At 37.3% G+C, this 26,331-nt stretch carries 32 protein-coding genes and 1 riboswitch; of the genes, 19 read left to right on the top strand and 13 right to left on the bottom strand.

The annotated features are described in order from the left end of the window. The first annotated feature begins 228 nt into the window (after positions 1-228). From KI343_RS09740 to KI343_RS09700, 9 genes are all read left to right on the top strand, one after another. Entirely contained in the window at positions 229-600 is a 372-nt protein-coding gene (locus KI343_RS09740) for a GntR family transcriptional regulator (RefSeq protein ID WP_212926222.1), read from the top strand. A gap of 4 nt (positions 601-604) precedes the next feature. After that, positions 605-1,474 carry an ABC transporter ATP-binding protein gene (locus KI343_RS09735; protein WP_212926221.1) on the top strand — a complete coding sequence of 290 codons (870 nt, stop codon included), beginning with the start codon at positions 605-607 and terminating at the stop codon, positions 1,472-1,474. A gap of 443 nt (positions 1,475-1,917) precedes the next feature. Further along, complete coding sequence (locus KI343_RS09730) at positions 1,918-2,238, top strand: hypothetical protein (RefSeq protein WP_212926220.1); 321 nt, start codon at positions 1,918-1,920, stop codon at positions 2,236-2,238. Positions 2,239-2,424: 186 nt separating this feature from the next. Then, complete coding sequence (locus KI343_RS09725; RefSeq protein ID WP_212926219.1) at positions 2,425-2,715, top strand: YfzA family protein; 291 nt, start codon at positions 2,425-2,427, stop codon at positions 2,713-2,715. A 169-nt stretch (positions 2,716-2,884) separates the two neighbouring features. Continuing rightward, positions 2,885-3,745 carry an ABC transporter ATP-binding protein gene (locus tag KI343_RS09720; RefSeq protein WP_212926218.1) on the top strand — a complete coding sequence of 287 codons (861 nt, stop codon included), beginning with the start codon at positions 2,885-2,887 and terminating at the stop codon, positions 3,743-3,745. Between the two features lies 1 nt (position 3,746). Then, positions 3,747-4,358, top strand: coding sequence for an ABC-2 transporter permease (locus KI343_RS09715; protein ID WP_212926217.1), 612 nt, complete (start codon positions 3,747-3,749; stop codon positions 4,356-4,358). Positions 4,359-4,777: 419 nt separating this feature from the next. After that, on the top strand, positions 4,778-5,113 hold the full coding sequence (locus KI343_RS09710) for an ABC-2 transporter permease (RefSeq protein WP_280530127.1): 336 nt from the start codon (positions 4,778-4,780) through the stop codon (positions 5,111-5,113). A gap of 620 nt (positions 5,114-5,733) precedes the next feature. Then, positions 5,734-5,871, top strand: coding sequence for a hypothetical protein (locus tag KI343_RS09705; protein ID WP_212926215.1), 138 nt, complete (start codon positions 5,734-5,736; stop codon positions 5,869-5,871). A gap of 6 nt (positions 5,872-5,877) precedes the next feature. Further along, on the top strand, positions 5,878-6,078 hold the full coding sequence (locus KI343_RS09700) for a hypothetical protein (protein WP_212926214.1): 201 nt from the start codon (positions 5,878-5,880) through the stop codon (positions 6,076-6,078). Between the two features lie 138 nt (positions 6,079-6,216). On the opposite strand, the gene KI343_RS09695 is transcribed toward KI343_RS09700, so the two are convergent. After that, positions 6,217-7,255 (bottom strand): IS630 family transposase gene (locus tag KI343_RS09695; protein ID WP_212926213.1). Its coding sequence is split into 2 segments (ribosomal slippage): positions 6,217-6,756 and positions 6,758-7,255, totalling 1,038 coding nucleotides; the frame shifts between segments, so codons are not numbered across the junction. Positions 7,256-7,360: 105 nt separating this feature from the next. Here KI343_RS09695 and KI343_RS09690 point away from each other — a divergent pair. Then, entirely contained in the window at positions 7,361-7,729 is a 369-nt protein-coding gene (locus KI343_RS09690; RefSeq protein WP_212926212.1) for an ABC-2 transporter permease, read from the top strand. A 212-nt stretch (positions 7,730-7,941) separates the two neighbouring features. Continuing rightward, on the top strand, positions 7,942-8,193 hold the full coding sequence (locus KI343_RS09685) for a GPP34 family phosphoprotein (protein ID WP_212926211.1): 252 nt from the start codon (positions 7,942-7,944) through the stop codon (positions 8,191-8,193). A gap of 61 nt (positions 8,194-8,254) precedes the next feature. On the opposite strand, the gene KI343_RS09680 is transcribed toward KI343_RS09685, so the two are convergent. The 3 genes from KI343_RS09680 to KI343_RS09670 all read right to left on the bottom strand — a co-directional run bounded on the left by KI343_RS09680 (position 8,255) and on the right by KI343_RS09670 (position 10,670). Beyond that, the gene (locus KI343_RS09680) at positions 8,255-8,911 is read right to left on the bottom strand and encodes a PepSY domain-containing protein (RefSeq protein WP_212926210.1); all 657 of its coding nucleotides are present in this window, start codon (positions 8,909-8,911) and stop codon (positions 8,255-8,257) included. A gap of 517 nt (positions 8,912-9,428) precedes the next feature. Next, positions 9,429-10,325: a permease prefix domain 1-containing protein gene (locus tag KI343_RS09675; RefSeq protein ID WP_244856877.1), complete on the bottom strand. Its 897-nt coding sequence runs from the start codon at positions 10,323-10,325 to the stop codon at positions 9,429-9,431. Further along, complete coding sequence (locus tag KI343_RS09670) at positions 10,326-10,670, bottom strand: PadR family transcriptional regulator (RefSeq protein ID WP_374705426.1); 345 nt, start codon at positions 10,668-10,670, stop codon at positions 10,326-10,328. A 453-nt stretch (positions 10,671-11,123) separates the two neighbouring features. Here KI343_RS09670 and KI343_RS09665 point away from each other — a divergent pair, with 453 nt between their 5' ends. Both KI343_RS09665 and KI343_RS09660 read left to right on the top strand, forming a co-directional pair. Then, positions 11,124-12,158: an AbrB family transcriptional regulator gene (locus tag KI343_RS09665; RefSeq protein WP_212926208.1), complete on the top strand. Its 1,035-nt coding sequence runs from the start codon at positions 11,124-11,126 to the stop codon at positions 12,156-12,158. A gap of 21 nt (positions 12,159-12,179) precedes the next feature. Then, positions 12,180-13,031, top strand: a complete 852-nt coding sequence (locus KI343_RS09660) for a DUF72 domain-containing protein (protein WP_212926207.1) — start codon at positions 12,180-12,182, stop codon at positions 13,029-13,031. A gap of 127 nt (positions 13,032-13,158) precedes the next feature. On the opposite strand, the gene speD is transcribed toward KI343_RS09660, so the two are convergent. Continuing rightward, the gene (gene speD, locus KI343_RS09655; protein WP_280530126.1) at positions 13,159-13,548 is read right to left on the bottom strand and encodes an adenosylmethionine decarboxylase; all 390 of its coding nucleotides are present in this window, start codon (positions 13,546-13,548) and stop codon (positions 13,159-13,161) included. Positions 13,549-13,751: 203 nt separating this feature from the next. On the opposite strand from speD, the gene KI343_RS09650 reads away from it, so the two are divergent. The 6 genes from KI343_RS09650 (at position 13,752) to KI343_RS09625 (ending at position 18,835) form a co-directional block, all read left to right on the top strand. Beyond that, positions 13,752-14,261, top strand: coding sequence for a DUF4178 domain-containing protein (locus tag KI343_RS09650; RefSeq protein ID WP_212926206.1), 510 nt, complete (start codon positions 13,752-13,754; stop codon positions 14,259-14,261). A 36-nt stretch (positions 14,262-14,297) separates the two neighbouring features. After that, on the top strand, positions 14,298-14,966 hold the full coding sequence (locus tag KI343_RS09645) for a PspA/IM30 family protein (RefSeq protein WP_212926205.1): 669 nt from the start codon (positions 14,298-14,300) through the stop codon (positions 14,964-14,966). 78 nt (positions 14,967-15,044) lie between these two features. Continuing rightward, positions 15,045-15,641: a DUF4247 domain-containing protein gene (locus KI343_RS09640; protein ID WP_212926204.1), complete on the top strand. Its 597-nt coding sequence runs from the start codon at positions 15,045-15,047 to the stop codon at positions 15,639-15,641. A 16-nt stretch (positions 15,642-15,657) separates the two neighbouring features. Next, complete coding sequence (locus tag KI343_RS09635) at positions 15,658-16,053, top strand: DUF350 domain-containing protein (protein WP_212926203.1); 396 nt, start codon at positions 15,658-15,660, stop codon at positions 16,051-16,053. Positions 16,054-16,128: 75 nt separating this feature from the next. Then, a complete protein-coding gene (locus KI343_RS09630) occupies positions 16,129-17,682 on the top strand; it encodes a polyamine aminopropyltransferase (RefSeq protein WP_212926230.1) in 1,554 nt (517 codons plus the stop codon). Positions 17,683-17,812: 130 nt separating this feature from the next. Next, positions 17,813-18,835 carry a serine hydrolase domain-containing protein gene (locus tag KI343_RS09625; RefSeq protein WP_212926202.1) on the top strand — a complete coding sequence of 341 codons (1,023 nt, stop codon included), beginning with the start codon at positions 17,813-17,815 and terminating at the stop codon, positions 18,833-18,835. A gap of 40 nt (positions 18,836-18,875) precedes the next feature. Here KI343_RS09625 and KI343_RS09620 read toward each other — a convergent pair whose 3' ends face one another. The 8 genes from KI343_RS09620 to KI343_RS09585 form a co-directional block, all read right to left on the bottom strand. Next, a complete protein-coding gene (locus KI343_RS09620; RefSeq protein WP_212926201.1) occupies positions 18,876-19,232 on the bottom strand; it encodes a DnaJ family domain-containing protein in 357 nt (118 codons plus the stop codon). 68 nt (positions 19,233-19,300) lie between these two features. Continuing rightward, on the bottom strand, positions 19,301-19,669 hold the full coding sequence (locus tag KI343_RS09615; protein WP_212926200.1) for a YugN family protein: 369 nt from the start codon (positions 19,667-19,669) through the stop codon (positions 19,301-19,303). Positions 19,670-19,847: 178 nt separating this feature from the next. Further along, complete coding sequence (locus tag KI343_RS09610) at positions 19,848-20,507, bottom strand: DUF6320 domain-containing protein (protein WP_212926199.1); 660 nt, start codon at positions 20,505-20,507, stop codon at positions 19,848-19,850. 5 nt (positions 20,508-20,512) lie between these two features. Further along, positions 20,513-21,769, bottom strand: coding sequence for a phthiocerol/phthiodiolone dimycocerosyl transferase family protein (locus KI343_RS09605; protein ID WP_212926198.1), 1,257 nt, complete (start codon positions 21,767-21,769; stop codon positions 20,513-20,515). A 558-nt stretch (positions 21,770-22,327) separates the two neighbouring features. Then, entirely contained in the window at positions 22,328-23,098 is a 771-nt protein-coding gene (locus KI343_RS09600; protein WP_212926197.1) for a 2-keto-4-pentenoate hydratase, read from the bottom strand. A 108-nt stretch (positions 23,099-23,206) separates the two neighbouring features. After that, positions 23,207-24,346: an alpha-hydroxy-acid oxidizing protein gene (locus KI343_RS09595; RefSeq protein ID WP_212926196.1), complete on the bottom strand. Its 1,140-nt coding sequence runs from the start codon at positions 24,344-24,346 to the stop codon at positions 23,207-23,209. Positions 24,347-24,361: 15 nt separating this feature from the next. Further along, a complete protein-coding gene (locus tag KI343_RS09590; protein WP_374705428.1) occupies positions 24,362-25,030 on the bottom strand; it encodes a methionine ABC transporter permease in 669 nt (222 codons plus the stop codon). Then, a complete protein-coding gene (locus KI343_RS09585) occupies positions 25,027-26,046 on the bottom strand; it encodes a methionine ABC transporter ATP-binding protein (RefSeq protein ID WP_212926194.1) in 1,020 nt (339 codons plus the stop codon). Before KI343_RS09585 ends, KI343_RS09590 begins: the two co-directional genes overlap by 4 nt. Positions 26,047-26,216: 170 nt before the next feature. After that, positions 26,217-26,317: riboswitch (SAM riboswitch) on the bottom strand. Between the last annotated feature and the right edge of the window lie 14 nt (positions 26,318-26,331).

The raw sequence follows: 26,331 nt of genomic DNA, 5'->3' as shown, positions 1-26,331 counted from the left end.
CGGGGAGTAGGTAAGAAACGAGCTAATTTTCAGACACCTTCCCCGGGTACCCGGGGAAGGTGTCTGAAAATACATCCCAATAGAGAGGATACCCTATTAATTTACACAAACTTATTGACAGTACCAAAGTTAGATGTAACTGTGGGTAGGGCATATATTGATAAGACTACTCAAGAGTTTTTATAATGTGTATAATATTGATATACAATGAAAAAAAGAGGTATTGGTATGCAAATTATTATATCAAACAATTCTAAAGAGCCAATTTATGAACAAATTATGAAGCAAATTCAGACAGCAATCTTATCAGGGGAATTAGCAGAAGGAACGGCATTACCCTCTATTAGACAATTAGCAAAAGATTTAAAGATAAGTGTTATTACCACAAAACGAGCATATGAAGAATTGGAGAAATCGGGATTTACTTATTCTATTGTGGGTAAGGGATCGTTTGTGGCGGAGCAAAACTTGGATGTTATTCGTGAAAAAAAACTAAAAGTGATTGAAGAGCAGTTAAGTGTGGTTATTGCAAATAGTAGAGAACTTGGGTTATCTTATCAAGAATTACAAGAATTGCTAAAGTTGTTGTACGAGGAGTGATGGAATGGAAAATGTGATAGAGTTCCGAGGTATTTCAAAAAAATTCAAAGAATTCTCTATAGAAAATCTCGATTTACAGATAAAGCGAGGATATATAACGGGATTTATCGGGGCTAATGGAGCCGGAAAATCGACAATAATTAAACTAATGATGAATCTTTTACAAGCGGATAAAGGAGAAGTAAAAGTATTTGGAATGGATTACTTTAGTCATGCGAAAGAAATAAAAGAGCGCATCGGCTTTGTTTACGATCGTAATGTATTTTATGAAGCACTGAGCCTAAAGGATATAAGCAGAATTGTTGCACCAGCTTATAAATGCTGGAATAATAAGCAATTTAAAGCCTATGTTGATAAATTTGAATTACCCTTAAATAAACCAATTAAAAAATTTTCGAAAGGGATGCAGATGAAAGCTTCCTTAGCGATTGCCTTATCTCATGATGCAGAGTTAATTATTATGGATGAGCCGACAGCAGGGCTGGATCCAGCTTTTCGTAGAGAGCTATTAGACATTTTTCAAGAAGTGATGGTAGATGAAAGAAGAACAATCTTTTTTTCTACACATATTACAAGTGATTTAGACCGTATTGCAGATTATATTGTATTGATTGAGAAAGGAGAAGTCCTATTCAATAAACCAATTTATGAATTAAAAGAACGCTATGCAATAGTGAAAGGGAGTACAAATCTACTTGATCGAGATACAGAAGAAAGCTTTATAAAAATAGAACGCTCTTCAACTGGGTTTCAAGCATTAACAAATAATGTGGAAGAAGTAAAAGAGCTATTTGGTGATCATGTTGTTATGGAAGAAGCGTCACTAGAGGAAATTATGTTTTATGTGAAAGGGGCGCATAGTCAACATGATTAATTTAATAAAGAAAGGTTTAATGATATAAAAAGTACAGCTACTTTTATTTATACCTTCAATCATTTTCTTGATTGGAGTGGATTCACATCTACCGTCATTTTTTGTTTTTCCGTTAGATTACATATTAAAATCTAGTTATATAGGAACAGCAGTTACGTTAGGAATGCGTCTATCTGGACTTATCAGTCGACCAGTTATTGTGGTTCTCAGTAGAGTATTTAATATTGATTACCACTTTCTTTACAAGCATGCTGACCTCAGCAGTGGAGGCATTATTATTTCATTATATCTAACTACTTGGTTGTTTGGCCTTTTTGTTTACAGGTACAAAGTCTTTTGAAAAAGTAAAGATACCGCCGAAAGAGTATCATCTTTAAGAAGGTGCTCAAAAAGTCCAATAAAAGTGACATGGCGAGGGATTTCTATTAAGAACGTTCAGTCGTGTGGACAAAGTAGAAGCCATCAGAGCATGTGAAAGTGCGTCTGATGGTTTTCTGCTACTCACGTATTTAAAAGCAAACGCTCCATTCCTTGAAGAAAAAGAAGATCACTTTTTCTGTGTGCTAAACCCTTGGGGGGGCGATGGGGCGATTACTCACCCCATCAAAAGCGCTGTTCTAAGCTGCGCAGCCTTGAACTTTCGACGTACTAGTGTTGTCGTTGTAACAAATGTTTCCGGTGGGACCAGTAATCGCAGCCTTAGGGTGCCTGAGACTTTATCCGACTGGGTTCTTTTTACCAAACTTTTTGAAAACGGACTTTAAATAAATTGGAGAGAACTTAAAACAATTAAGTCAAGCTCTTTCTTTTTTGTTTTATAAAGAAAATTATAATGAAACGGTTGAAAAAAGTAGAAAAAAATGTTTTAATATTGTATATAGTGTTAATATTTATTATATACAATAGGTGTGTGGAAAATAAATTGAATTGAAAAGGGAGAGATAATTTTAATGGAAGGTAAAGTGGGCGCCCAAAAAAGGGGGAAATTTAAATCGTTGTTAATTATTTTAGGGATTTTTGTCCTTGTTCAATTTATTTTTATATTTCTTGACGGAACTGGTTGGGAACCGAATATTCGAGATGGGAATCTAATAAATCATATCTTGAGCGTAAAATTATTTACGGAATACTTCCATTTTTATAGCTATCCATTTTTTAACTTTGTAACATTTATATTTTTAATTGCTATTATTTTGTATTTTTTAACAAGCTTTCTGTTGATCCTTTTTAAAAGAAGTTGACGAAAACGTAATAAAAAATTATATAGCCAAGGAAGCTGCTATATAATTTAAAACAAATTTCGGCATCAATAGATAAATTCCTATCTCAAACATTTCTAAAGAGTCAGTGCGATAAGTAACAGTGAAGCGGATAGATATTGTTGAAAATTTTGTGTGAGGAGCGATAAATATGGAAAATGTATTAGAATTCAAAGGCGTATCAAAGCGTTTCAAAGATTTCTCTGTAGAGAATATTAATTTACAGATAAAGCAAGGATATGTAACTGGATTTATTGGAGCTAATGGGGCAGGGAAATCAACAACAATGAAGTTAATGATGAATCTTTTAAGAGCTGATGCAGGGAAAATCAAAGTGTTTGGTCTTGATTATGCCAAACATGAAAAAAAGATAAAAGAGCGTTTAGGCTTTGTCTATGATAGTAACGTATTCTATGAAGGGCTAAACTTAAAGGATGTTCGCCGGATTATTGCGCCTGCTTATAAAAATTGGAGTAACAAACAATTTTATGAATTTATAGAGAAATTTGAACTACCATTAAATAAAGCTATTAAAACCTTTTCGAAAGGGATGCAGATGAAAGCATCCTTAGCAATAGCTCTATCCCATGATGCAGAGTTAATCTTAATGGATGAGCCAACAGCAGGGTTAGATCCAGTTTTTCGTAGAGAGCTTTTAGATATTTTACAAGAAATTATGGAGGAGGGCAAACGCACCCTTTTCTTCTCCACACATATTACAAGTGATTTAAATCGGATTGCAGATTATATTGCTTTCATTCAAAAAGGGAAAGTTCTTTTTAACGATCCGATTTATGAAGTTCAGGAACGTTATGCTTTAGTCAAGGGAAGTAAAGATTTAATCAATCGTGATACAGAAAAAAGCTTTATAAAGGTTGAGCACTCTTCTACTGGTTTTCAAGCTCTAACTGATGATATAGATAAAGTGAAGGAGTTATTTGGGGATAGTGTTGTTATTGACGAAGCTTCCCTAGAGGATATTATGTTTTATGTGAAAGGAGCGAGTCATTAATATGTTTAACCTGATAAAAAAAGATTTAATTATATTAAAAGTACAGCTACTCCTATTTATTCCGTTTATTGTTTTCTTTGCGGTTTTTGCCACACATCTTAGTCCAGCTTTTATTTTTCTTTTGGCTAGTATTTTTATACCAATAAATGCATATATATATGATGAGCAGGCAGAAACAAATATTCTACTTAATTCCTTACCATATACTCGACAAGAAATTGTAGCTGCAAGATATATTGGAGCAATTGCATATATGATTTTATCGATTGGTGTAGCTGGTATTATTTTATATTTGTGTAATTATGGCTATACAATTAGAGATATAGTGATAGCTGTTGGGTTGTTCTTTGTATTTTCTGCTTTATCTTTTCCGCTATTTTATATATTAAAACCTGGATATATAGGATTAGCAGTTTTTGTAAGTTTTATCGTTTTAGCTGTGGTTCTGCCTCCTATTGTACAATTCTTAGCTGAAAATCTAACGACGATAACGAATTTCTTAACAAACTTATCAGCATTTACACTCTATCTCAGCGGTGCAACAATTGCTATTGGGCTTTATCTCCTTTCCTGGATTTTTAGCCGAACTATTTATCTACGGAAAGACTTTTAAAAAATTACACCATTAAAAAGCAGGCTTACCAGAAGGCTAAGGCCTGCTTTGTTTAAAATTGTTAATCATTTAATACCAAATCATCATAACAGTCATCTGTATATTTTTGTTCTTTCTTCTGAGCTACAACTTCACCAGGCTGATTGATATCAGCGGAATATTTCATGGCATCACCATAACCATCTATTTCATAGATAAGTTCCTCTTTAAACTTTAGCCAATTGGCTGAAGTTTTCTTTTATTGAAAGTGAGAAGGATAGTTTTTAATCAAATATTCCTTCATTTCATCCGCTGTTTTCCCTTGCAAAACAGGAACGATGTCTTCAGCCAGTATTTTTCTGCGAGAGCTGCTGGAAAAAACGGTTTGCAGCAGCATTTGTTTGTTTTGGTATTTTAGTAGTGGTCGGTATCTTTAGTGTATAAAGAATACATCTCTTGAGGCAATATGGATGCAAATTGCTATGGCTTCTTGTCTCATTTTAACGATGGGTTCTATTGTTTATCCATTACTATATCTTCTAGGCTCTGAAAAATCGGATGGTATTTTAATTGCCGCTACTGGAATAGTACTTGTCTCAAGTTTTGGTATAGAAAAACTATTAAATTACCTTATCTATGAACAGACATTGCTTTCCGTTTTTGGAAATATAGATACATCTGTTTTATTAGTCGCTGGTACGTTACTTATAGGGATAACCATATTTGTTACATCTTTTATTTTTTCAATAACTATATATAATCGGAAAGAATTTTAAGCATATGACCATAATGAGTAATAAGAAAGGGTCTGTTATCACAGATATTATAAAGGATATTTTAATGATAGTATTAGTAAATCTTTTATTTATTCTCGCTGATTTATCTGGATGGGACTTTCCAAATTCAGGAGGGTAGGGGAATTTGGGGATTTTTGGTTTTTCCTTCGAGATTTTTTTACAAATGCTTTTGCAATTTATGGTATTTGAATATTTAATTTGGTCTTAGTTCTCATGATTATCGTCTCAATAATATCAATTATTTATCGGGCAATTCAACGGACAGCTTAACTTAGGTTACTAAAAGAATCATATGGAATAAAAGAGTAAGGAGTTGAGGTAAATAATGAAAAGAGAAATCCTATTTATCATCTTTGATAGAATGGACTGTGAGAGCCGAATTTACGTGATGATAACTCGTTAATGATGCGGATTTGGGATCGCATGATGGAGACAAGTTTACTCACCGATTTTTTCAACTTGTGCACATCTGACTTTTTTAATTTCTTTACTTTTATTAGCATTGTTGACATTGCAGGGCAGACAATTTTCGTGCTTTTTCAAGTATTTTCAAAAGTGATTGACCCATCATACTTTTACTTATCCTGCAGGACATTATTATGGGGGATGGAAGAAGAACGTTATTCTTTTCCACGCATATTACTAGTGATTTAGAGCGGATTGCAGATTATATTACGTTTATTCAAAAGGGGAAAATTCTTTTCAATGACTCGATGCAAGATGTACAAGATCGTTAGGCTTTAGTGAAAGGAAGTATTGATTTACTTAATCTGGATACAGAAAAATCGTTTATAAAGACAGAGTGTTCTTCTTATGGATTCCAGGCTTTAACAAATGATGTGGCTGAAGTAAAAGCTTTGTTGGGGAACCGTGTTGTGATTGAGGAAGCTACTTTAGAGGATATTATGTTTTATGCGAAAGGAACGAAACACCAAAATGTTTAATTTGATAAAAAAAGATTTAACTATCCAAGAAACACAGATTCTCCTATTTGTTCCACTTATTATTTCCCTTGTTTTCTTTGCAAGAGATATTAGTCTGGTTTTTATTTTTCTAGTAGCTATATAAATTGAATTTAATATTTACATCTGAACACACAGTCGATTGATAATATTAGCGGTATCTGTATTGATGTCTGCAATGAATTTTCGAACGTTGATTTTAATTTCTTGTACCTTGGAGTAAAAGACATTATTAATAATGGTTTCTTTCAACCATTTCCAGAGGCCTTCTACAAGGTTCAATTCTGGGCTGTAAGGAGGAAGGAATACCAGTTCAAGTCGATGACGATTCTCTTCCAGGAAAGGCTGAATCAGTTTGGCATGATGAATTCTTGCGTTATCTAGAATCATGACAATCTTTCCAGAGGGATACTTCCAAAAGACTTGTTTTGAGAACTCAAGGAAGACTGCCGCATCATAGTTTTCTGTTTCGACTACAAAGACTTCACCTGTCTCGTAATTCAATGTACCGAGGAGTTTGGCACCCTGATGACGGCCATATGTTGGGACGGTTCTTTGTTTTCCTTTTAGAAACCATGAACACTGAATCGCCTGATAATCTCTAATCATGGACTCGTCTTCAAACAGGATATGATTTATTTCTTCATTTAACAGTTTTTTTTAATGCTGGAAATGTTTCGTTCTTGAACACTTCCTGTTTCGCTTTGTCTGCCTTTTTCAGCGTATACGTCGGTCTTGTGTGACTAAATCCAAGATCTTCAAGAAGTAGGGAAACGCCGCGAAGCGAATAGGTTTGGTTCCATTCACGCTGAATAAATGCTGATATAATGGCAAGCGTCCAGTTATAATGGTTCTCATATCCTACATCATGTGGTGTTTGATAAGCTACGACCTGCACAAGTTCATGTTCCTGCGTCTCGGTCAATTTTCTGGGCGCACCCGTTGGCAGTCCTCTTTCAAGACCGTCTAGTCCACCTTGTTTGTACGCTTTGATATAGGAAGAAATCGTCTTCTTGGAACGAAGCACAATCTCAGAAATATCTTTTTGTTGAAAACCTTTTAGATAGAGGTGGATAACTTGGTAACGTTCAAACATGCGTCTGTCGCTAGTTTGCTTCATTGCTTCCATGACTCGTAAAGTTTCCTGTTCAGTTGTCATTATACTCATCCTCCTAATATAGGTTTTCTATTCTATACCCCATATTAGGTTAGGAGAACCTTTTAAATTCAATTTATATAGTACTTTTATATCGATCTTAATTCTTTGCCCTATACACGCAAGGAGATTGTTGCTTCTAGATATATTGGAGCCGTTGTATATATGGTTATATCAATGGCGCTGACCGGGGTTATTCTATATCTCACTGATTATGGTTATGAAATGATGCATATAGCTATTGCGGCTGGGTTATTCTTCGTTTTTACAGCTTTCGCGTTTCCGTTATTTTATATCATAAAGCCTGCTTATATTGGAATAGTGGTTTTTGTCACAGTAATTGTTTTAGCATTAGGGTTTCAACCTGCTTCCCGCTTCTTTATGGAACATATGACAGTAATTACAGATTTCTTTCTAGCACATCAACAACAACGCTTTACCTTATCGGTGCGGGCATCTCTATTGGTCTGTATCTAATTTCATGGATGATCAGTCAATTTATTTATCAGCGTAAAGTATTTTGAATGTAGCGGAAAAACTATCATACAGCTTGAAAGGAGCAATGGACCTGCTTTTATTGGCTGAACAGCTTTTCTTATTATCCTATTGATCATGCATGTATTTTCCTATCTTATACGTACACGTTTAATCAAGTGGATTTTATTAGACAGATGCAAAAAAGCTTCCGGATGGTTTTGGAAAATATTAAAAAACAAGAGCTCTTAGAAAAAGAAGAAGAACGAATCGTTGTATTAATATCATTAGTTCATGTCAGCAGCTTACTTCGTATCGTATTTCCAGACCGGAAAGAAGCAAAGCAAGCAGAAAAACAAATTAAGCAGCTGAGTAAGAATCTGCCTGTTTCCCAAGCTGTTAAAACAACAATTGATTCAATTAATGCCACTATTTTTGCTGCTTCATCATCCGCTTCAAGGTCTTAGTCTAAAAACAACATAAAAAAAGCAGGCTCAAGCTCTTGGCTTAGCCTGCTTTCATTAAAATTTAATCATCCACTTCCACATGCAGCTGTTCCCCAGACACCGCATCGATATAAACATCTACTTCCTCAGAACCGGAATCTTCAAAGTTTACTTCATATACCGGACTGTCATTTTCAAATTCTAATGACCAGCTTCTAGGCGTAATACCATCTGCTTCGGGAGCTTCAGATGCTGTAGATAACGCTTCTTCTGCTGTAATATAATCAGCTAGCACGAGTTCTTCGTAGCGGTCATTAGCGTCCTTTTGTTCCTCTTCTTCAGCTACAATTTCGCCAGACTGATTAATTTCTGCGGAGTATTCCTTCGAATCATCGTAACCATCGATATCATAGACAAGTTCTCCTTTTTCTTCCTCTAACTGAATAGAGGAAACCTTTGCATCTGGGAATTTTTCTTGGAAGGCGCTAATAGCATCTACCATGGTTAAGGATGCACTTGTAAGATCTACATCATTGTTGCCATCCGTTTTGGTATTATTGTCATTGGTGTTTGTATCCTTGTCTGTTTTTGTATTTCCATTATTGTCATTTGCATTCTCACTTGTGTTTGGTTCGTTTCCTGCGTTGTTATTGTTGTCATTGTTGTCATTGCCTGCACCACAAGCTGCTAAAGTAATGGAAAGAAGCAGTGTTATGCCTAGAAATAAAATCTTTTTCATGATAGTCCATCCTTTCCAATCTCCGTTTTAGGAGAGTTATTTAAAATATAAAATCATATTACCCCATAAAGAAAGAATCAAACCCAAATTATGATAATTAGGTAATTCGATTCTGGAGCATGCTCTTATAGAGTAATATGTTCCTGTGTCGGCGTTTTTATGCAACAATCATAAAATCAATAAAAAAGAATTCAGTATAAATAGCTGAATTCTTTTTCAAGTGAGTCTGGATCCTTATCCTCTGAATGGATGGACTTCCGATAATTTTTATTTATGCTTAAAGGGTTCTTTTAAAAATTTTGGTTTAAGGTTCATTATTGTCTTGCTGCTCTCAACAGATTAATGAGAAGATCCAATAACCCGGCTAAGATGCCTAAAAGAATTCCCGTTCCGATACTGCTGATAAAACCAACAGTTCGTGTAATAATTGCTTTTAATATTGGAGGTATCTCGCTTAAAATTCCTCCTAAGGTTGACGGTATTTTGAAGGCAACATATAAATCTTATCAATTAGCGCTTATTTTGATACCGAATTGCGTTTGCGCTTTGACATCATACGGTACTCAATTAAAAGCTCTCCAGCAATAGCAAATAGAAAGACAGGGAGCGCGTAAAGGACATTCGTGAGTATCCAGAGAATAATAAAGACGCCAAAGGCTCCAATCCATAATGCTCCAGACAGCATTCCCCGCTTCGCCATCTGTTCTGTATCCTCATAATAACCTGCATAAGCTTCTTGGTATCTTGCCTGTTCCTGCATGACCCATGGTTTAAAGCGTTTCTTTTCAGTGAGGATTAAAAAGGCGGTTACCAATACGCCGGGTAAAACAAAAGGAATAAGCACACCAAGAATAGCGGCAGGTTGCTTGTTATCCATAAAGTACTGTGAACTGGAAAGGGTAATTCCGAATAAAATAATACCAACAGCCAGGCCGTAAATAAGCGCTCGTTTCCAATTCATCGGATATTTTGTCTTTGTTTCAGTTGTTAACCCTAAAAAGGTCAACGCAGCTCCTGCAGGTACAACGAATGGCAGGAAGGAGGAAATAGCGATAAATAAATTATTTCCTGTTGTAAAATAAGTGATCAGGCTTGTAATGATTCCAAACAATAGGACTCCTGCTGCAGCGGTATATCCAATTGCATAACCTGCCGAAAGTTTTGGGGTCGTATCAACATACATTTTTCCGATAATCTCCTTTCTTTTTTCCCGGCTTAAATCATCGGCAATTGCTGTAATGTCACCTAGTTCTGAGACTGCCTCTGCAAAAGCCTCTTCAGCTGACTTTCCTTCTTTTTCTAGATCCTGCATACGATCTTTTAAGTTCATGGCGATTTCTTCTTTGAAATCTTCAAGCTCTGGTGTAGATTCATAGCCTTGAAACAAATCGTCAACATATTTTTGTATCATCATTTAATCCTCTTCCTCCTTCAATAATCGTTTTAAGATACGCTGGGTAAATTCCCAATCGGCAATATTCTGTTGATACTGCACTCTCCCTTTATCAGTAATGCGATAATATTTCCTCCGTCCACCTTGGCTTTCATCTCCCCAATAGGCAATGATGCAACCTTCTTTTTCCAATCGTTTATAGCTGGAATAGAGAGTGGCTTCTTTCAATTGATACAGCCCTTCTGTTCGATCCATGATGGATTTATAAATTTGATATCCATAAGCATCATTTTTTATTAATATTCCCAATACAATCGTGTCTGTATGACCACGTAATAAATCTGCTGAAATCCTTCCTTCCAACAATATCCCTCCTATCTCCAATGTCCTTTTCCAATTGTTTTTCTTAGCTTAGCTAGCGTCTGGAAAATTTTCATTCAATTTAACTTTAATATATGTTAATTAAACTACTATGACAGACAAAGTAATTGTTTGTATAAGTATATTACTATGACTGTCATAGTATGTCAACAAAGATTTCATTTATGAAAAAAGCCAGGAACCTAAAGTCCTTGACTTTTAAACTGATCCAACTTGAAATTAAATGAAACTTCCTTCAATCAAGTGTAACCGCTCCAAACCAGTCTGAATCCGCTCGAAACCAAGTGTGACCGCTCCAAAGTAAACTGAACTCGCTCGAAACCAAGTCTAACCGCTCCAAAGCAATGAGAACCCGCTCGAAATCAGGCCTAATCGCTCCAAATCTATTTGAAGCCGCTCACGTACACGTTATAATAGAGAGAGAAGGAAGGGGAATTTATGATATTAATATTCCTGAGAACGTTTGCGATTGGTCTCTTAGGAGCAATTATTTTTTCATTTATTGGATTGCCAATACCGTGGTTACTTGGTTCGATGCTAATGACGCTATTATTCCAATTAAAATCATCTTGGAAAATAGGATGGCATCCAATCTTTCGAAATATCGGTCTAGTTATTGCTGGATATATGATTGGCTATGCATTCACTCTGGAAGCACTTCAAGAAATGGTACGTTATTTTCCGATGATGCTTTTAATTAATGTAATCTTTTTTATTTTATTTATTGCGGTTAGTTTTGCCGTTTCGAAGTGGGCGCGTCTCGACCTTGGAACAGCAATGACCTGCTGTGCTCCTGGAGGGCTGCAGCAGGTGGTGGTATTTGCGGAAGAGCAAAAAACTTTGAACATTACGGTTGTGACGTTTTACCACGTCATGCGCTTACTGGCGATTATTACGTTCGTACCGTTTATTGTTTCTAGTAACCATAGCAGTATAGCTGCTGAGAGCCCCTTAGAAAAGTATTCATGGATTCTGTTTGGTTTAATGATTTTATGTTACGGGGCAGGAATCGTTTTTCAATTTATCAAAGTTCCTACAGCTTATTTATTGGGACCTGTCTTTTTTGTTATGATATGCAATCTATTATCCATTCCTGTTCCGGTGATGCCGGAAAATTTACTACATATTGCGCAGCTTTTTATTGGGATTTATATGGGGTTACTATTAAAACGTGATAAATTGAAGAAAATGAAATCTCATATTGTATATGCCATTGGTTCTTGTGTTATTTTAATAGGCGTAGCATTCCTTATCAGTGAATGGATGGCACACCATTTTATGGATTTTGCAACAAGCTTTTTAAGTGTTGTTCCAGGCGGTGTTGATCAGATGGGAATTATTGCAGCCTCTATTCAAGCGGAAGTTACTGTGGTTACGTCATTTCAATTATTTCGGATATTATTTTTATCAATTATTATTATTCCATTCGTTAAATATATGGTTCATCGGGAACAAAGAAAAGTAAGAAGTTAGATTGGGAAAGAGGTGTTAACTGTGATTCAGATTGGATTAACAGGATGGGGAGACCACGACTCCATTTATGCAGATGATACAAAGGTACATGAAAAATTACAAGAATACAGCAGTCATTTTCCAGTGGTAGAATTAGACGCTTCTTTCTATGCGGTTCAGCCTATTCGTAATATGGAAAAGTGGGTTAAGGAAACCCCGAGGCGTTTTCAATTTATTGTAAAAGCCTATCAAGGGATGACTGGCCATGACCGGGGAGGAAATGAAAATCCTTTTGAATCAAAGGATGAAATGTTTCAAGCATTTAGGGAATCGATTGAACCGCTTCGCAAGGCTGGGAAATTAGGAGTAGTGCTATTCCAGTTTCCTCCATGGTATGAGTGCAGGCAGGAGTATGTACAGTATATTCGCTATTGTAAAAAGCAGATGAAAGATATCCCGGCTGCATTGGAGTTTAGGCATCAATCTTGGTATGAAGAAAAGTATCGGCAGCAAACATTGGATTTTATGACGCAGGAAGGGTGGATTCACACAATTGCGGATGAACCTCAGGCTGGTACAGGCTCGGTTCCATTTATTCCAGTAGTGACAACAAAGGATAAAGCGATTATTCGTTTGCATGGCAGGAACGTCCATGGCTGGAATTATTCGGGGAATGCAAATTGGCGGAAGGTCCGCTACTTATATGAATATAGTGAACAAGAATTAACTTCCATCGCAGAAGAAGTTAAACGATTAGAGAAGCAATGCAAGGAAGTCATTGTTTTGTTTAATAATAATTCTGGAGGACATGCTGCAGGGAATGCCAAACAGTTTCAGCGGATCTTAGGGATTGAATTTGATGGCTTGGCGTCTCAGCAATTGGGGTTGTTTTAATAGGATAGAGATGATAACCAAAGCTTTTGTAGTTAAGTATAGGGCTTTGGTTTTTTTTCGTGAAGATGTTATGTTGTATGGTTAATGTATGGATGTTAGAGTTGGAATAATCCCATAAAAAGTGTATTCAGGGAATATATTCATTCTTTTGAAGTGGCTGGACTTTTACTGGACCCATGCCACGGGGGATTTCCATTTTCTCGCTGATTTTTGCTTCTAATGCCTTGGCAATAAATTCTACAGCGATTGTTGGATCCACCTTATCACCACATGTATAAACATCAATACTGGCATAAGCATGTTCGGGAAAACTATGAATTGTTAAATGTGACTCGGAAATAATAACGACCCCGCTTACGCCCTGTGGTGCAAATTGATGGAATGCAACCTCTCGAATTTCTGCACCTGCCCTTAGTGCCGCTTCAACAAATATTTGCTTTACTAATTCCAGATTATTTAAATTATCAACATTGCAATCCCAAAGTTCAGCTATGATTTGTCTCCCCATTATTTCCATATGTAAGATATCTCCTTAGGTCGTAAATTTTATATACCGAAAAGTATAAACCATTTTATTTTTCTTTGCAATTTGCGTAAATATGTAGTAATTATTTAGGTTAGCAATGATCTCATGAAAATAAAATTAATTTTTTGAATCATTTTAGTGAGGAAAAACGTAATACATATAAAACATATAATTTGATTGATGAGGTGAAGACGGTGGGTCTGTTTTCAAAGTTTTTTTCAAGAAATAAAAATGAGCCTGTTCCAAAAGAAAGAACGGTTTTATCGATAAAAATCGGGGATATCGTAACCTATGACCTAACGGATTACGAGGTGGTAGGGAAGATCACATATCGGGATGGAAATTATGAATGGTATGGGTATCAGTTATTAGAAGGGCATGATACAATTTGGTTATCAGCCGAGATGGATGATGAATTGGAGCTTGGGATTTATAGGAAGATCCAGTTGCCTTTATCAAAACCATACCCTAAAGAAGTAACCTATAAAGGCAAAAACTATTATCTGCAGGAATCAGGTACAGCGAGAGTTATTGGAGAGGGAAGAAGCGCTAATTTACAAGGAACAGAAACAAATTACGCCGATTATGCTGATCGTGACGAAGCAAATTTTTTAAGTATTGAATCATGGGGAAGCGAGATTGAAGCGAGTCACGGTTATCCAATTGAGGAATACGAAATTAAAATAATGGCTGGATCTATTTAAGAAATTATTCAACTAAATTTATCGGGAGGAATATACATGTTTAAATTTTTTAAGCGAGTGTCAACAGTAATCAGTTCGGAGTTAAATGCTATGCTGGATAAAGCGGAAGATCCTGTGAAAATGCTGGATCAGTTTATGAGCGATATGGCTGGCGATATTCGTGAGGTGGAAGCAGCTGTCGCAAAGCAAATTGCGAACGAGAAAATGCTTAAGCGGAAAGCAAATGATGCGAATGCAATGGTGGAAAAGAGACAGAAGCAGGCTGAGCAAGCACTTTTAGCTGGCGATGAGGATCTAGCGCGTCGTGCACTGCAGGATAAGAAAGATCATGAAGCAACTGCAGCAACGTTAAATGAGTCATGGGAAAGAGCTAAAAACGATGCAGATGCTCTGCGGAGCAAATTGGATGAAATGAAAAAAGAATATCAGCAAATGCAATTGAAAAAAGATTCATTAAAAGCACGTGCTGAATCTGCTAAAACTCGTACGAAAATGAATCGCACTATGTCTTCCATTGGCAGTGACGATTCAAAACAAGGATTTGAACGTATGGAAGAAAAAGTTTTGCGATATGAAGCAGAAGCGGAAACAAGTGAAGAGATGTCACGCAGCAGCCGGACATTGGATGATGAGTTTGCAGAATTGAACAAGGACAATGTTGATGATGAATTGGCTGCATTAAAAGAGAAAATAAAACAAAAATAAAGGTGTAGCGGTAAAAGGATCAGTATATTTATTCTTAAAAAACTGCTCTTTGCTCTGTTAAAGGGAGGGAGGATTGATTTGTTTAAAAAAAGGAGTTTACTTATTGGGCTATTTTCTCTTACCATGCTATTAACTGCATGTTCCGAGCGTGAAGGACCGATAACGGCAGAAGATATTCCGGATGAGCCTTCAAAGGATGATATCGCTTCTGCAATCCTATGGGATTCTAACGGGGACATTGCCGATATTATTGATGATAATTTTCCGCTAATGAATACAATCAAGGAGAACTCGCAAACAGCCGAAATCTATGCAACAAAGGAATTTGACCTTACGGGGCTTTCTTCGGTACTTTCAACAGCAATCAAACCAGAGGAAATCAGTGAAGTAAAGGACAACCAGCAAATTTTAATTTATCCTGATGACTTTGTTACATTGAGGGAAAGTGATGAAGATCAAGATGTACTCCTGATAGAGGTTGCTAGTGACGAGTTTGTGAGAAAAAATTATTCATCCAATTTTTTAAGTACATATTTTACAATTAGAGTGCTTGAGAATATGTTGGGAGCAGATAATTGGGGAAGTCAATCTCGGGGTGAATATAGAGGTATGAAAAATGTACCTCGTCGTGGAGACACGACATTCAGAGGCGGTGGTCCAGGAGCAGGTAAATAAAAAGGAAGGTGATAACATGGGACCGTATATAGCTACATTTGGTTATTTTGCAATATCTGTAGTAATTGTTTTAATTGGATTGTTTCTATTTGAGAATATGACACGCAAATACAAGGATATGGAAGAAGTAAAAAATGGGAATTATTCTGTTGCACTATCCATTGCTGGGAAAATAATCGGGATTTGTATTATATTAGCCTTTGCGGTTTACAATAGCGATGTCTTTTATGAAACAATTATTTGGGGTGTGTATGGTGTAGTTTTGCAAATGATTGCATACTGGCTGTTTGATTTGTTTACTAGAAACTTTTCAGTCGAAGAACAGCTGTTAAAAAATAATGTTGCAGTCGGAATTATATCAATGGGTGTATCAATTGGATTGGCGCTGGTTATTGGTGCGTCGATTACGTAATATTTAATCTGGCGGCTTGGCGTTTGCTTGGCCGCTCTGTTTTATTAGGTTAGGTTTATATGATGGAGTGAATTGATTTTGAATGAAGCAGCAGTTAGAAAAAGCAAAATTATATATTGGTCATCGGGAATTGTGTCCATTTGCGGGATTATATTTGAAGTATTATTTGGTGCGTTAGGATCTTACATATTAGGTGATGGTGTCAAACAATATACGCTGACGATTTCCTTGTTTTTAACTGGTATGGGGATTGGTGCCAGTTTAAGTGAAAAGGTGATGAAAAATTTAATTATCACATTTGTATGGATTGAATTTGGTGTTGCGGTCATTGGGGGATTTTCCAGTTTTACAATGTTTGGGATAACAGCTATTTCACCAGCTGGAACAGAGGCATTTTATTTATATTTTATAACGCTATTGATTGGTGGGTTAACAGGGCTTGAGCTGCCAATTTTGATTCGGAAAGCAAATCAAATTGGCGTCACACTAAATAAAAGTACGGCGAGAGTTTTATTTTCTGATTATGCCGGTGGTTTAATTGGCGGATTATTATTTGTCTTTTTATTGCGTCCCCAGTTTGGTATGGTTAAAACAGCATTTTTAGTCGGGTGTATCAATTTAGCGGTGGCATTAATTGTACTTTGGTTGTTCCGCAGGGAAATACGTCACTGTGCACTGCATGCAGTTATCGGGCTGACAATCGGTCTTTCATTAATTATTGGATTATTCTTTGGGGAAGAGATGGCATTTAATTTTGAACAAAAGCTTTACAAGGATCCAATAATCCATATGCAAGAAAGTAGTTACCAAAGAATCACATTAACGAATGAAGGAGAAGATGTGCGGCTCTTTTTGAACGGGTCATTGCAATTCAGCTCGACCGATGAATATCGCTACCATGAAGTATTGGTTCATCCAACAATGACTTTTGTAGGAGATGCCGAAAATATATTAATATTGGGTGGCGGTGACGGGATTGCTGTCAAAGAAATTCTCAAATATGAGGAAGTGAACGATATTACCCTTGTTGACTTAGACCCAGCAGTGGTGGAACTGGCGAATACCAATAGGCATTTACTAGAATTAAATGAAGGCTCGCTCAAAAATGATAAAGTGCATGTGGAAAACGTGGATGCTTTTCAGTTTTTGGAAAATACAAACATGTGGTTTGATGTCATTATTGTCGATCTGCCTGATCCAGATAATGAGGGTCTGAACAAACTTTATACAAAGGAATTTTATTCATTGGTTCGAAATCATTTAAAGCCCGGTGGAGCAGCAATGATCCAAGCGACGAGTCCGGTCTTTGCTACGGAAGTTTATTGGACCATTTCTGAGACAATCGCATCGACGGGATTATTTACGGAGAATTTGCATGTCGATGTTCCGAGTTTTGGCAATTGGGGATTTATTATGGCGAGTCGTGAGTCTATTGATCTGAACCAATTAGACATAACTGTCCCAACAAAGTTCTTAACAGAAGACATTATTCCCGGCTTGACAACTTTTGGTAAGGATGAAGATAAAGAAATTATGGATGACAATGGTGAACCCGTGGAGTTAAAGCCAAATACATTAATCGATCCGCATTTGATTCAAATTTATGAAAAGGCATGGAAGAATTATTAGGGTTTGCGATCGAGCTGAAACATTTTACACCTTTGCCCGAAAGCTGTGCACGCTGGCTCGAAACCCGTGCACTCCCGCACCAAAGCCCATGTTGGCAGATTGATATATAAAGGTTTCAGGAGGGAGAAAAATGAATACAGAAAGTAAGCAGGCCAAACTGATAGAAGTCCAGAAGAAGCTCTCTTTTTCGGGAGCGTTCTATGCCAAAAAGCAGAATGAAATAATAACAGGTAGCAACGGTTTCAGGAATCGTCCTGAAAAAATCAGGAATCAAGTAGACACAAGGTTTGGTATTGCTTCAGGATCCAAGTTATTTACTGCAGTCGCCATTGCCAAGCTGGTGGACATGAAGAAAATTTCATTTGATACGAAGCTGAAAGATTGTATCCCGGCGTCTTTTCCGTACTTTGATAAGAACATGACTATCCATCATTTGCTGACGCATACTTCCGGTGTACCGGATTATTTTGATGAGGAAAAGATGGATGATTACGAGTTATTATGGGAGTCTTTTCCTATGTATAGAGTTCGATCTCCAAAGGATTTTCTACCGCTTTTTCAGCACCAAAAAATGCAGAGGCGTCCAGGGGATTCCTTTCTATATACTAATTCAGGCTATATTTTACTGGGCTTGGTTGTGGAGAAGGTTGCGAACTGCAGTTTTACTTCATTTGTGGAGGAACATATTTTTAAAGCAGCGAATATGAGTGACTCTGGGTATTTTGAAATGGATGATTTACCTGAACGAACAGCATTAGGTTATGTAGAAGATACAAACGGAAAATGGAAAACAAATATTTATTCACTGCCAGTTAAAGGCGGACCGGATGGAGGCGCATATGTCACGGTGGAAGATATGGCTAAGTTTTGGGACGCTCTCTTGAATTATCGGTTATTATCAGAGGATAGGACAAAGGAATTATTAAAGCCGCATGTGTGCGTGGACGAAGTGGGCAGCATCTTTTATGGGTATTGCGGATATATGGAATTAGAGCCGAATAAAGAAGTTATAAAATATATTCAGATGGGATATGACCCGGGAGTTAATTTCCGTGCAGTGCATTATCCGCATGCTGATAAGATAATTATTGTTTGTTCGAACGAAGCTGAAGGAGCTTATGAACTGTTAAAAGAGATTGAACGAACGATATAAGAGGGGAAAGGGATTAACGAAACGGTTAGTCCCTTTTTCTTTATGGAAACAGTTTATGCTTCATCTTTTTCGCATATCTATGAAAAACACTGCTTTTATCTAGTTTCCGTTCTTTAGTCAACGTTTGAAAGGCCTTCTGTTTTTCAGAATGATTGACTTGCCTTGTGCCGCCAGTTGCAATTTCCATTAAGTCACGGTGCGATATATACTGCTTTTGATTTTGCTGCTCATCAGAAAGATAGCCTGCTCGTTTTAAAATCCGAAAAGATTGTTTAACCTCCTGAGGCAATCCTGCAAATTCGTCACGCAAATCCAAACGCTCTCCTCTGCCGGGCAAATCATCAAACTCTCCATCATCCACTGCCTTTTTAATTTGCTCTTCTACAAAGTGATACATAACGCCCCTCCTTTTTAGCTCAGACTGCGATGTACCTTTAGTATGATGCAATGGAAGCTAAAGTTCAACTACAGATTATTGTCAATATGATTAAGGATTTGCTGCACTGCTTGTTCTCCTGCACGCTTCCAATTATGTTCCTCTTGCTGTTGCTGGGATTTTTGAGTTGGAATTAAATTTGAAAGGGGCGCTTGATTGATAAGTACGGGAGCTCCAAATTCAATTTGATCTGAGGGCTGGTCAGATTCTTTTTGTATCACTTGAAAAGGAAGGCGTAAGTAAAGCTTTTTTCCGCCCTGGCTCGTCAAAAGTCCATTAAAATACGCGTGGTGGCCATCTTTATTTCGGTCTATGGTAAATCCAAGTTCTTTTAAATGTGGCTTTAATTTCCCGAAAAAGCCTTGTTTTCCTGGCATGTTTGTATCTAGTGATATCATTACTCTGCTCCTTCTATCGTCTCTACGTATAGTTTTACCTTGAGAAAAGGAAAAAATACAGACATGAAGGAGGCATTATTAAATAAATCGGAATAGGAAAATACTAGAAAGAGACCATCAAAGAAACGTAAAAAAACAAGGCACATGCTAACAAAGAGAGAGGTAACATATGCCTTTATCAAAAATGGAACCTTCGTACAATTTCATTTTTCATCGTTTTTTCCGAAAATAGGATCATGCCAATCAGCGTCAATAAAGCATATAAGGCTGTAGCGGCACTTGGCCATAATACAGTGGACCAGGAGCTTAGAAAAAGAATGACGGGAAGAAAACCGAGAATAACCATCGTGGTCATATATCCAATATATTCCCGCCATTTCATTGGTTTTCGCAGTACAATAATGGTTACCAACAGCGTAGCAAGTGTGACGAGAAAAGGAATAACATAATGAATCGACCATCCTGGACCTCCTGAAGCTGCGTCTAGAATGAATAGCATAACAGAAAGTGCAATCACTTGAAAAATAACTTTGGAACCAGTATGTGCTTTGGATAGGATGGTATGATTAATAAATAATAAACCATAGAGTACGGGGCCTAACACATACAAGAACCAAAATTTATTGGTATCCGTTAATAAATTAATTAATAAGCTTGTACTAATCGCGAAAATCGCAATAAATAGAGTGAGGCGCTGCGCAAAACGACGGCGTTGGATTTTCGTTTCATAAACAGGATAATATTCGTTACTGTCTGCTTTTTCGGAAAGCTTCTGTTTGCATAATGGGCAGTATTGCTGTTTGGTATAAGTTTTGCAATTTGCACAATAATGTTGCATGATTTTCACCTGCTGTCATTGGAGTATACTTCTATCTCCAAGTTATATGTCTTAGAAAGTTCCTTAAAGAAAGTACGTATGATATCCGCTTCTTTGATCATTCGTGCAAAGGTAATAACGAGTTCATCTCCAACTGCAATCATCCCTCCGTTAATTGGGCTTTTCTTTGTTGGGTATAAAATCATTTCCATATGCGAGATATGGGACTTCATAGATTCAGGGAGCGGTACTTTGCCTACATTTGTCATCGTCATTGCTTTGGTGCGTTCACTAAAACTCCTATAACCATAACGCATCGCATGATGTTTAATAGGGAGTGGAATAAATCGTGCTGCCAGTCTTGTTTGCCATTTTACCCGATCATTAATACTTTGCTGCAAATTATCTTTTTGTACTTTCTCCCGCAATTGCTTCGATATCTCTGCGATTATTTCTTCGAGTGTGGTTGTCTCTTTAACAGCCATACCAATATTAACAACCCCAAAAAAATTGCGGAGTGTATTTGAAGGAAAGGGTTTTCGTAAATTAACAGGAATAGCAATTTTTATTTCTTCTTGATATGCTCGATATTTTAATCGTTCTTTATAAATAGCTGCAATTAAAACAGCTGTGATAAAGGCAGTGATGGTTGTTCCATACTTTTTAGCAATCTGATGCACCTTCTCCGCACTCATTTTCCCATGGATGACAATGGTTTGGTCAATCGCTCCACCGCGAATTTGATAGGAAGAGTTTTCTTTAAATTTGCCCGGTTTTTCATCGGTTACATAGTTTTGATAACTATCATCACTTTCGTAAAAGCTAGGTTCATTTTCAAGGTCAATAAGCGCACTTTCATACTCTATATCTTCGCCTAGGTGTTCTAAATAGTAGTAAACGAGAGCTTTAACAAATTCCAAGGCACCTGTCCCATCCGTCACAGAATGAAAAAACTCCACTGAAATCCGTTTTTTATAATAAATAACCCGCAGTAAGAAACCATTCGTTTCTAACGGATCAATTGGTGCGCAAGGATATTGTCTTTCAGGCTGAACATAAAGTTTCTCATTATTTTCCACGAGAAAATCCCAGAAAACGCCTTTACTAAGTTTTACTGCAAACATAGGAAGACGTCTAAGAACGTCGTCCAGCGCAAGTTGAAGTTTATCAGGCTGTACCGTTTTCTTCATAACTGCAGCGATTCGGAAGACTGATGAATTCGATTGTTCTGAAACAGCACGAAACATCTTCCCTGCATTATCAAGTTTATACCATTCATCCATCTGTCGAACACCTCTGTATGTACTAGTTTTGCTTGTACTCTATTTTAACTCAAAATAGGTTCCGCTTCATGTTTAAGCGGTAACTTTTACTTTAACAGAACGTGTTCATTTTTTGAAATGTATTGGTGAGTACGATCTACCAATAAGGAGCGAATAACATAACTATACAACTTTTCTAGAAGATAGCCACATAAAAGGAACAACGTTCAAAGCCGGAATGACATTACCAACGTTGTCAGGTTAATGCAACCGCTACGGAAAAACACTACGCTTTCCGCGGGCTTGTCCTCAGCCTCCTTTAAAGAAGACTTGCTGACTGGCAAGCCTACAGGCGCAGACAGAAGCAAAGTCGCACTTATGCCTGTGGTAGAAAAAGAAAACCGCTTTTTCTGCGGGGTCTTCACACTGGGACTGGGACTGCGATTACTCGTCCCATCGAAAACCGTCGCTAGCTAGTTTCACTTCTATTCGTCTTGAGTTTAATATTTAATGATTTTTGTTAACCTGACAACATTGATGACATTACTCCTTAGCTATGAATAATTCCTTTAAGAACGCCTATATCAGTGTAATCTTAACCTCACCAATATCCCTGTAACTAGTGATATATTCTCCTGCTTTTGCTCGGAATGGAGGTATAAATGTTCCTGAAGAAATAACCATACCTTTTTGAAGCGATCTATTATGCTCAGCGAGTTTTTCTATAAGCCATTTAACTGCATAAACTGGGTTACCTAAAACAGCGCTAGAGCTCCCAGTATGTGTGGGTATGCCATTGTATTTTAAATCTAAGTCAACAGCCCCGAGTTTTTCAAAGCTAGGAGTCGGTACGGGATCTCCGACAACAATTCTTCCTGTCGCTGTATTATCAGCGAGTAAATCGATTAATGAGAAATGAGGGAACCAGTCGATATATCTCGCATCCGGAATCTCAATCCCTGGGGCGATAGATGTTTTTTCAATGATTTCTTGAGTATCTGCACTTGCAGTTATATCTTCGTTGACGAAAAAAATGAGCTCTGGCTCAATTAAAGGCTGGAATAAATGAAATAATGCATATTCCGTATCAGCTTGTAAAATGTGAGAAGTCAGGATTGTTCCATAAGCTGGCTCATTTGTATTGGCAATGGCTTGCGTCTCTTTACTGGTCATGCTTATTTTGTATCCGGCAACTGCATCGCCTTTATGAACGCGTCTCTCTATGAAAGCATGTTGTACCTGATATGCTTCTTCTTCACTGATAGGATAGTTATCACGAATAAAGGGTACTGGTTGTTGTGTGCGGTAAGCAGTTTCAATATGTACTAAAATTTCGGAAATCTTACTCATTATCGTTGTCTCCTTTTCTATTGATTCTTTCATTCTTCAAAATATTTCATTTTCAAGCATGAAAGAAAAGAGCGACTCCGTCAAGAGTACGCCCTCTATATCTATTAATTATTTAGAATTTTTTAAAGTCAGCTGTTTGACTTCTTGAATGTTTTTGGCTCCGGATAATGTCATGGATACGGAAATTTCTTGGACCAGATTAGCAAATAATTTCTGAACGCCTGCTTCTCCTTGAAGAGCCAGCGCATATACATAAGGACGTCCAAGTAAAACCGCATCAGCTCCAAGTGCAAGGGCTTTGATGACATCCACTCCCCGGCGAATACCGCTATCAAAAAGGAGTGGAAAATCCCGTCCGACTGTTTCCCGAATACTTGGCAAAGCTTCTAAACTCGGAATAATCCCGTCCATTTGTCTGCCGCCATGATTGGAAACAATAATCCCATCCATACCTGATTTTATTGCTTGTTTTGCATCTTCAGGGTGGAGGATTCCTTTTAAAAAGATTGGCAGTTTGGTATGTTGACGCAATTCTGCGAGATTATCCCAAACCAGATGCGGGTGATGCAGATTTTCAATAATCGAATCAATCGCATCTTGTCCGTCCTTTAATCCTTTTTGAAATGCTGGATCCTGTACATAATTTGCTTTCCCATAACCTTTTTTCAAAGGGGAGTACCGATGGCGCATATCTTCCTCACGCCATCCAAGCATGACGGTATCCACTGTAACAACAATAGCTTCATAGCCTGCTTTTTCAGCTCGATCTACCATACTGTAGGAAATAGCGGCATTACTTGACCAATATAACTGAAACCATTTGGGTCCTTTAGGAACAGCTTCTGAAATTTCTTCGATAGATCTTGCGGTAACGGTACTTTGGATATATGGAATATTCATAGAAGCAGCAACGTTTGCAACCGCATAGTCGGGTTCCTCATGAACCATCTTTAAATGACCAATAGGCGCTACCATAAATGGGTACGCATATTCTTTTCCAAAAATACGAATAGAAGTGTCTACAATAGATACATTGTTTAAAAATCTAGGGACGATGGAATATTTTTCGAAAGCTTTTCTATTTTTTCTTAATGTTTCCTGTCCGCCTGCACCTGAGTGAACATGACTAAATACTTCTTCTGGCAAGGTGTTTCTTGCTGCTTCTTCTAGGCTTGCGGTTCCAATTGGAAAGGAATCCTGTATCGTTATATGCTCTAAAAAAGAGCCTTCTTGTTTGGGTGTCGACATGTTTTAGCCTCCATTTTAATCTTTTTTCATGCGTTCGGCGAGACGGTTTCCGATGGATTGAACACCTTGAACGATAATGATTAGGAGAATAACAGTGACATACATTACGTCTGCTTCATAACGCAGATGACCAAAACGATAAGCAAGATCGCCTAAACCGCCGGCTCCAACTAAACCTGCCATGGCAGTCGCCCCAATAATACTAATTGTGGCAATGGTTAAAGCAAGGATAATTGCTGGTCTAGCTTCGCGCAGCATGACATTCCAAATAATTTGGTGTGTTTTTATTCCCATCGCTCGGTACGCTTCAATAACGCCTTGGTTAACCTCTAGTAGAGAGGATTCAATCAGTCTGGCGATGTAAGGAGCTGCATTTACAACAAGCGGAACGATAACCCCTTTAACACCAATGGTTACACCTACTAACAGCTTTGTAAATGGCAGCATAAAGAATAAGAGAATAATAAATGGAATCGAACGAATCACATTAATCAGTAAGTTCAATGTTTGATAGACAAATTTATTTTGCAAAGGTTGTCCTGGACGTGTCAAAATTAATAGAATCGCTAAAATGACACCTATAATAACAGAGAAAAATAGTGAGATAACTACCATTTGAAACGTTTCTTTAATAGCTTGTGGAAACAATGGCAGCCAGTTATCTATAAATTCTTGCATGTTTATTTACCCCCTACTTCTTCTACTTCTACGCCTTGTTCGCGCAAGAAAGAGAGTGATTGTTCTATCTGATGATCGTTGCCAGTTAAATGAACGACGAGATTCCCGACGATACCATTTTTTAATTCGATAATATTCGCGCTCAGAATATTTGGCTCTACATAAAACTGCTGTGTAACCTTAGATAAAAGCGGTTGTCCTGTATTTCCGCCCAGAAAGGTTAAACGAATTACTTTTCCGTCTAAATTCAAGTCATGAACTAATCTGTCTGATAATTTACGTTGTGAAATCGTATTGAGAAATTTTTTCGTTGTTGGCTGCTTTGGCTTGGAAAACAGATCAATCGTTGGCCCTTGCTCAATTAGATTTCCTTTTTCAATAACGTAAACGTAATCGCATATTTTTTGAATCACATTCATTTCATGGGTGATTAATAGAATCGTAATTCCCAAATCTTCATTGATTTTCAACAGTAAGTCCAAAATAGAATTTGTTGTCTCTGGATCCAGTGCACTGGTTGCTTCATCACTTAGAAGCACTTGTGGCTCTTGAGAAAGTGCCCGGGCAATGGCTACACGCTGTTTTTGACCACCAGAAAGCTGCGAAGGATAAGAGTCTTTTTTCTCGGCTAAATCAACAATTTCTAAATATTTATTTACCCGCTCAGCAATCTTTGATTTTGGTACGCCGAGCAATTTTAAAGGGATAGCAATATTGTCGTAGACTGTAGCTGTTTTTAATAAATTAAAATGTTGAAAAATCATGCCGACTTTTTGTCGTGTTTGCCGAAGTTTTTCTTTGGGTAATTTGGTTATATCAATCCCATCAATCCATACCTTCCCTTTAGAAGGGGATTCCAGTAAATTGACGCATCGTATTAACGTACTTTTTCCCGCACCGCTATAGCCGATAACGCCATGAATCTCTCCTTTATTGACACGAATCGACACATTATCTAATGCAGTAACATTTTTCCCTTTTTTGGAAGGGAAAACCTTGGTGACATTCTCTAACTTAATCATCTGCTGTTCTTCCTGCCTTTCTACCTATCAGCAACGAGGAATCGTTCTCCTTTTCGCCTTGATGTAAAATTGGTACAATTCATTCAAAAAAGTATTGGCTCGTTTTATATGTGTAAAAAAAGAGCCTCTCTATAGAAAAGAGAGGCACGAAAATAAGGATTTATTTTCTGCTCTCATCTTTCAAGACGATTGTCTTGCTGGAATTAGCACCTTTTTTAAGTAAGGTTGCCGAGCTTCAATGGGCCAGTCCCTCAGCTACTCTGGATAAGAGGTGAAACATTAATT

Source organism: Oceanobacillus sp. J11TS1, from assembly GCF_018333215.1.
GTDB lineage: Bacteria > Bacillota > Bacilli > Bacillales > Amphibacillaceae > Oceanobacillus.
The sequence above is the reverse complement of the archived record's forward strand: the minus strand, read 5'-3'. Positions and strand labels throughout refer to the sequence as shown.

Bases quoted from the DNA above. Each gene is read 5' to 3' on its own strand.
- KI343_RS09675 (WP_244856877.1), bottom strand. From the start codon at position 10,325: ATGATGATACAAAAATATGTTGACGATTTGTTTCAAGGCTATGAATCT.
- speD (WP_280530126.1), bottom strand. From the start codon at position 13,548: ATGGAAATAATGGGGAGACAAATCATAGCTGAACTTTGGGATTGCAAT.
- KI343_RS09665 (WP_212926208.1), top strand. From the start codon at position 11,124: ATGATATTAATATTCCTGAGAACGTTTGCGATTGGTCTCTTAGGAGCA.
- KI343_RS09600 (WP_212926197.1), bottom strand. From the start codon at position 23,098: ATGAGTAAGATTTCCGAAATTTTAGTACATATTGAAACTGCTTACCGC.
- KI343_RS09705 (WP_212926215.1), top strand. From the start codon at position 5,734: ATGGGGGATGGAAGAAGAACGTTATTCTTTTCCACGCATATTACTAGT.
- KI343_RS09715 (WP_212926217.1), top strand. From the start codon at position 3,747: ATGTTTAACCTGATAAAAAAAGATTTAATTATATTAAAAGTACAGCTA.
- KI343_RS09725 (WP_212926219.1), top strand. From the start codon at position 2,425: ATGGAAGGTAAAGTGGGCGCCCAAAAAAGGGGGAAATTTAAATCGTTG.
- KI343_RS09635 (WP_212926203.1), top strand. From the start codon at position 15,658: ATGGGACCGTATATAGCTACATTTGGTTATTTTGCAATATCTGTAGTA.
- KI343_RS09720 (WP_212926218.1), top strand. From the start codon at position 2,885: ATGGAAAATGTATTAGAATTCAAAGGCGTATCAAAGCGTTTCAAAGAT.
- KI343_RS09615 (WP_212926200.1), bottom strand. From the start codon at position 19,669: ATGATATCACTAGATACAAACATGCCAGGAAAACAAGGCTTTTTCGGG.
- KI343_RS09645 (WP_212926205.1), top strand. From the start codon at position 14,298: ATGTTTAAATTTTTTAAGCGAGTGTCAACAGTAATCAGTTCGGAGTTA.
- KI343_RS09680 (WP_212926210.1), bottom strand. From the start codon at position 8,911: ATGAAAAAGATTTTATTTCTAGGCATAACACTGCTTCTTTCCATTACT.
- KI343_RS09740 (WP_212926222.1), top strand. From the start codon at position 229: ATGCAAATTATTATATCAAACAATTCTAAAGAGCCAATTTATGAACAA.
- KI343_RS09605 (WP_212926198.1), bottom strand. From the start codon at position 21,769: ATGGATGAATGGTATAAACTTGATAATGCAGGGAAGATGTTTCGTGCT.
- KI343_RS09595 (WP_212926196.1), bottom strand. From the start codon at position 24,346: ATGTCGACACCCAAACAAGAAGGCTCTTTTTTAGAGCATATAACGATA.
- KI343_RS09685 (WP_212926211.1), top strand. From the start codon at position 7,942: ATGGTTTTGGAAAATATTAAAAAACAAGAGCTCTTAGAAAAAGAAGAA.
- KI343_RS09585 (WP_212926194.1), bottom strand. From the start codon at position 26,046: ATGATTAAGTTAGAGAATGTCACCAAGGTTTTCCCTTCCAAAAAAGGG.
- KI343_RS09625 (WP_212926202.1), top strand. From the start codon at position 17,813: ATGAATACAGAAAGTAAGCAGGCCAAACTGATAGAAGTCCAGAAGAAG.
- KI343_RS09735 (WP_212926221.1), top strand. From the start codon at position 605: ATGGAAAATGTGATAGAGTTCCGAGGTATTTCAAAAAAATTCAAAGAA.
- KI343_RS09620 (WP_212926201.1), bottom strand. From the start codon at position 19,232: ATGTATCACTTTGTAGAAGAGCAAATTAAAAAGGCAGTGGATGATGGA.
- KI343_RS09610 (WP_212926199.1), bottom strand. From the start codon at position 20,507: ATGCAACATTATTGTGCAAATTGCAAAACTTATACCAAACAGCAATAC.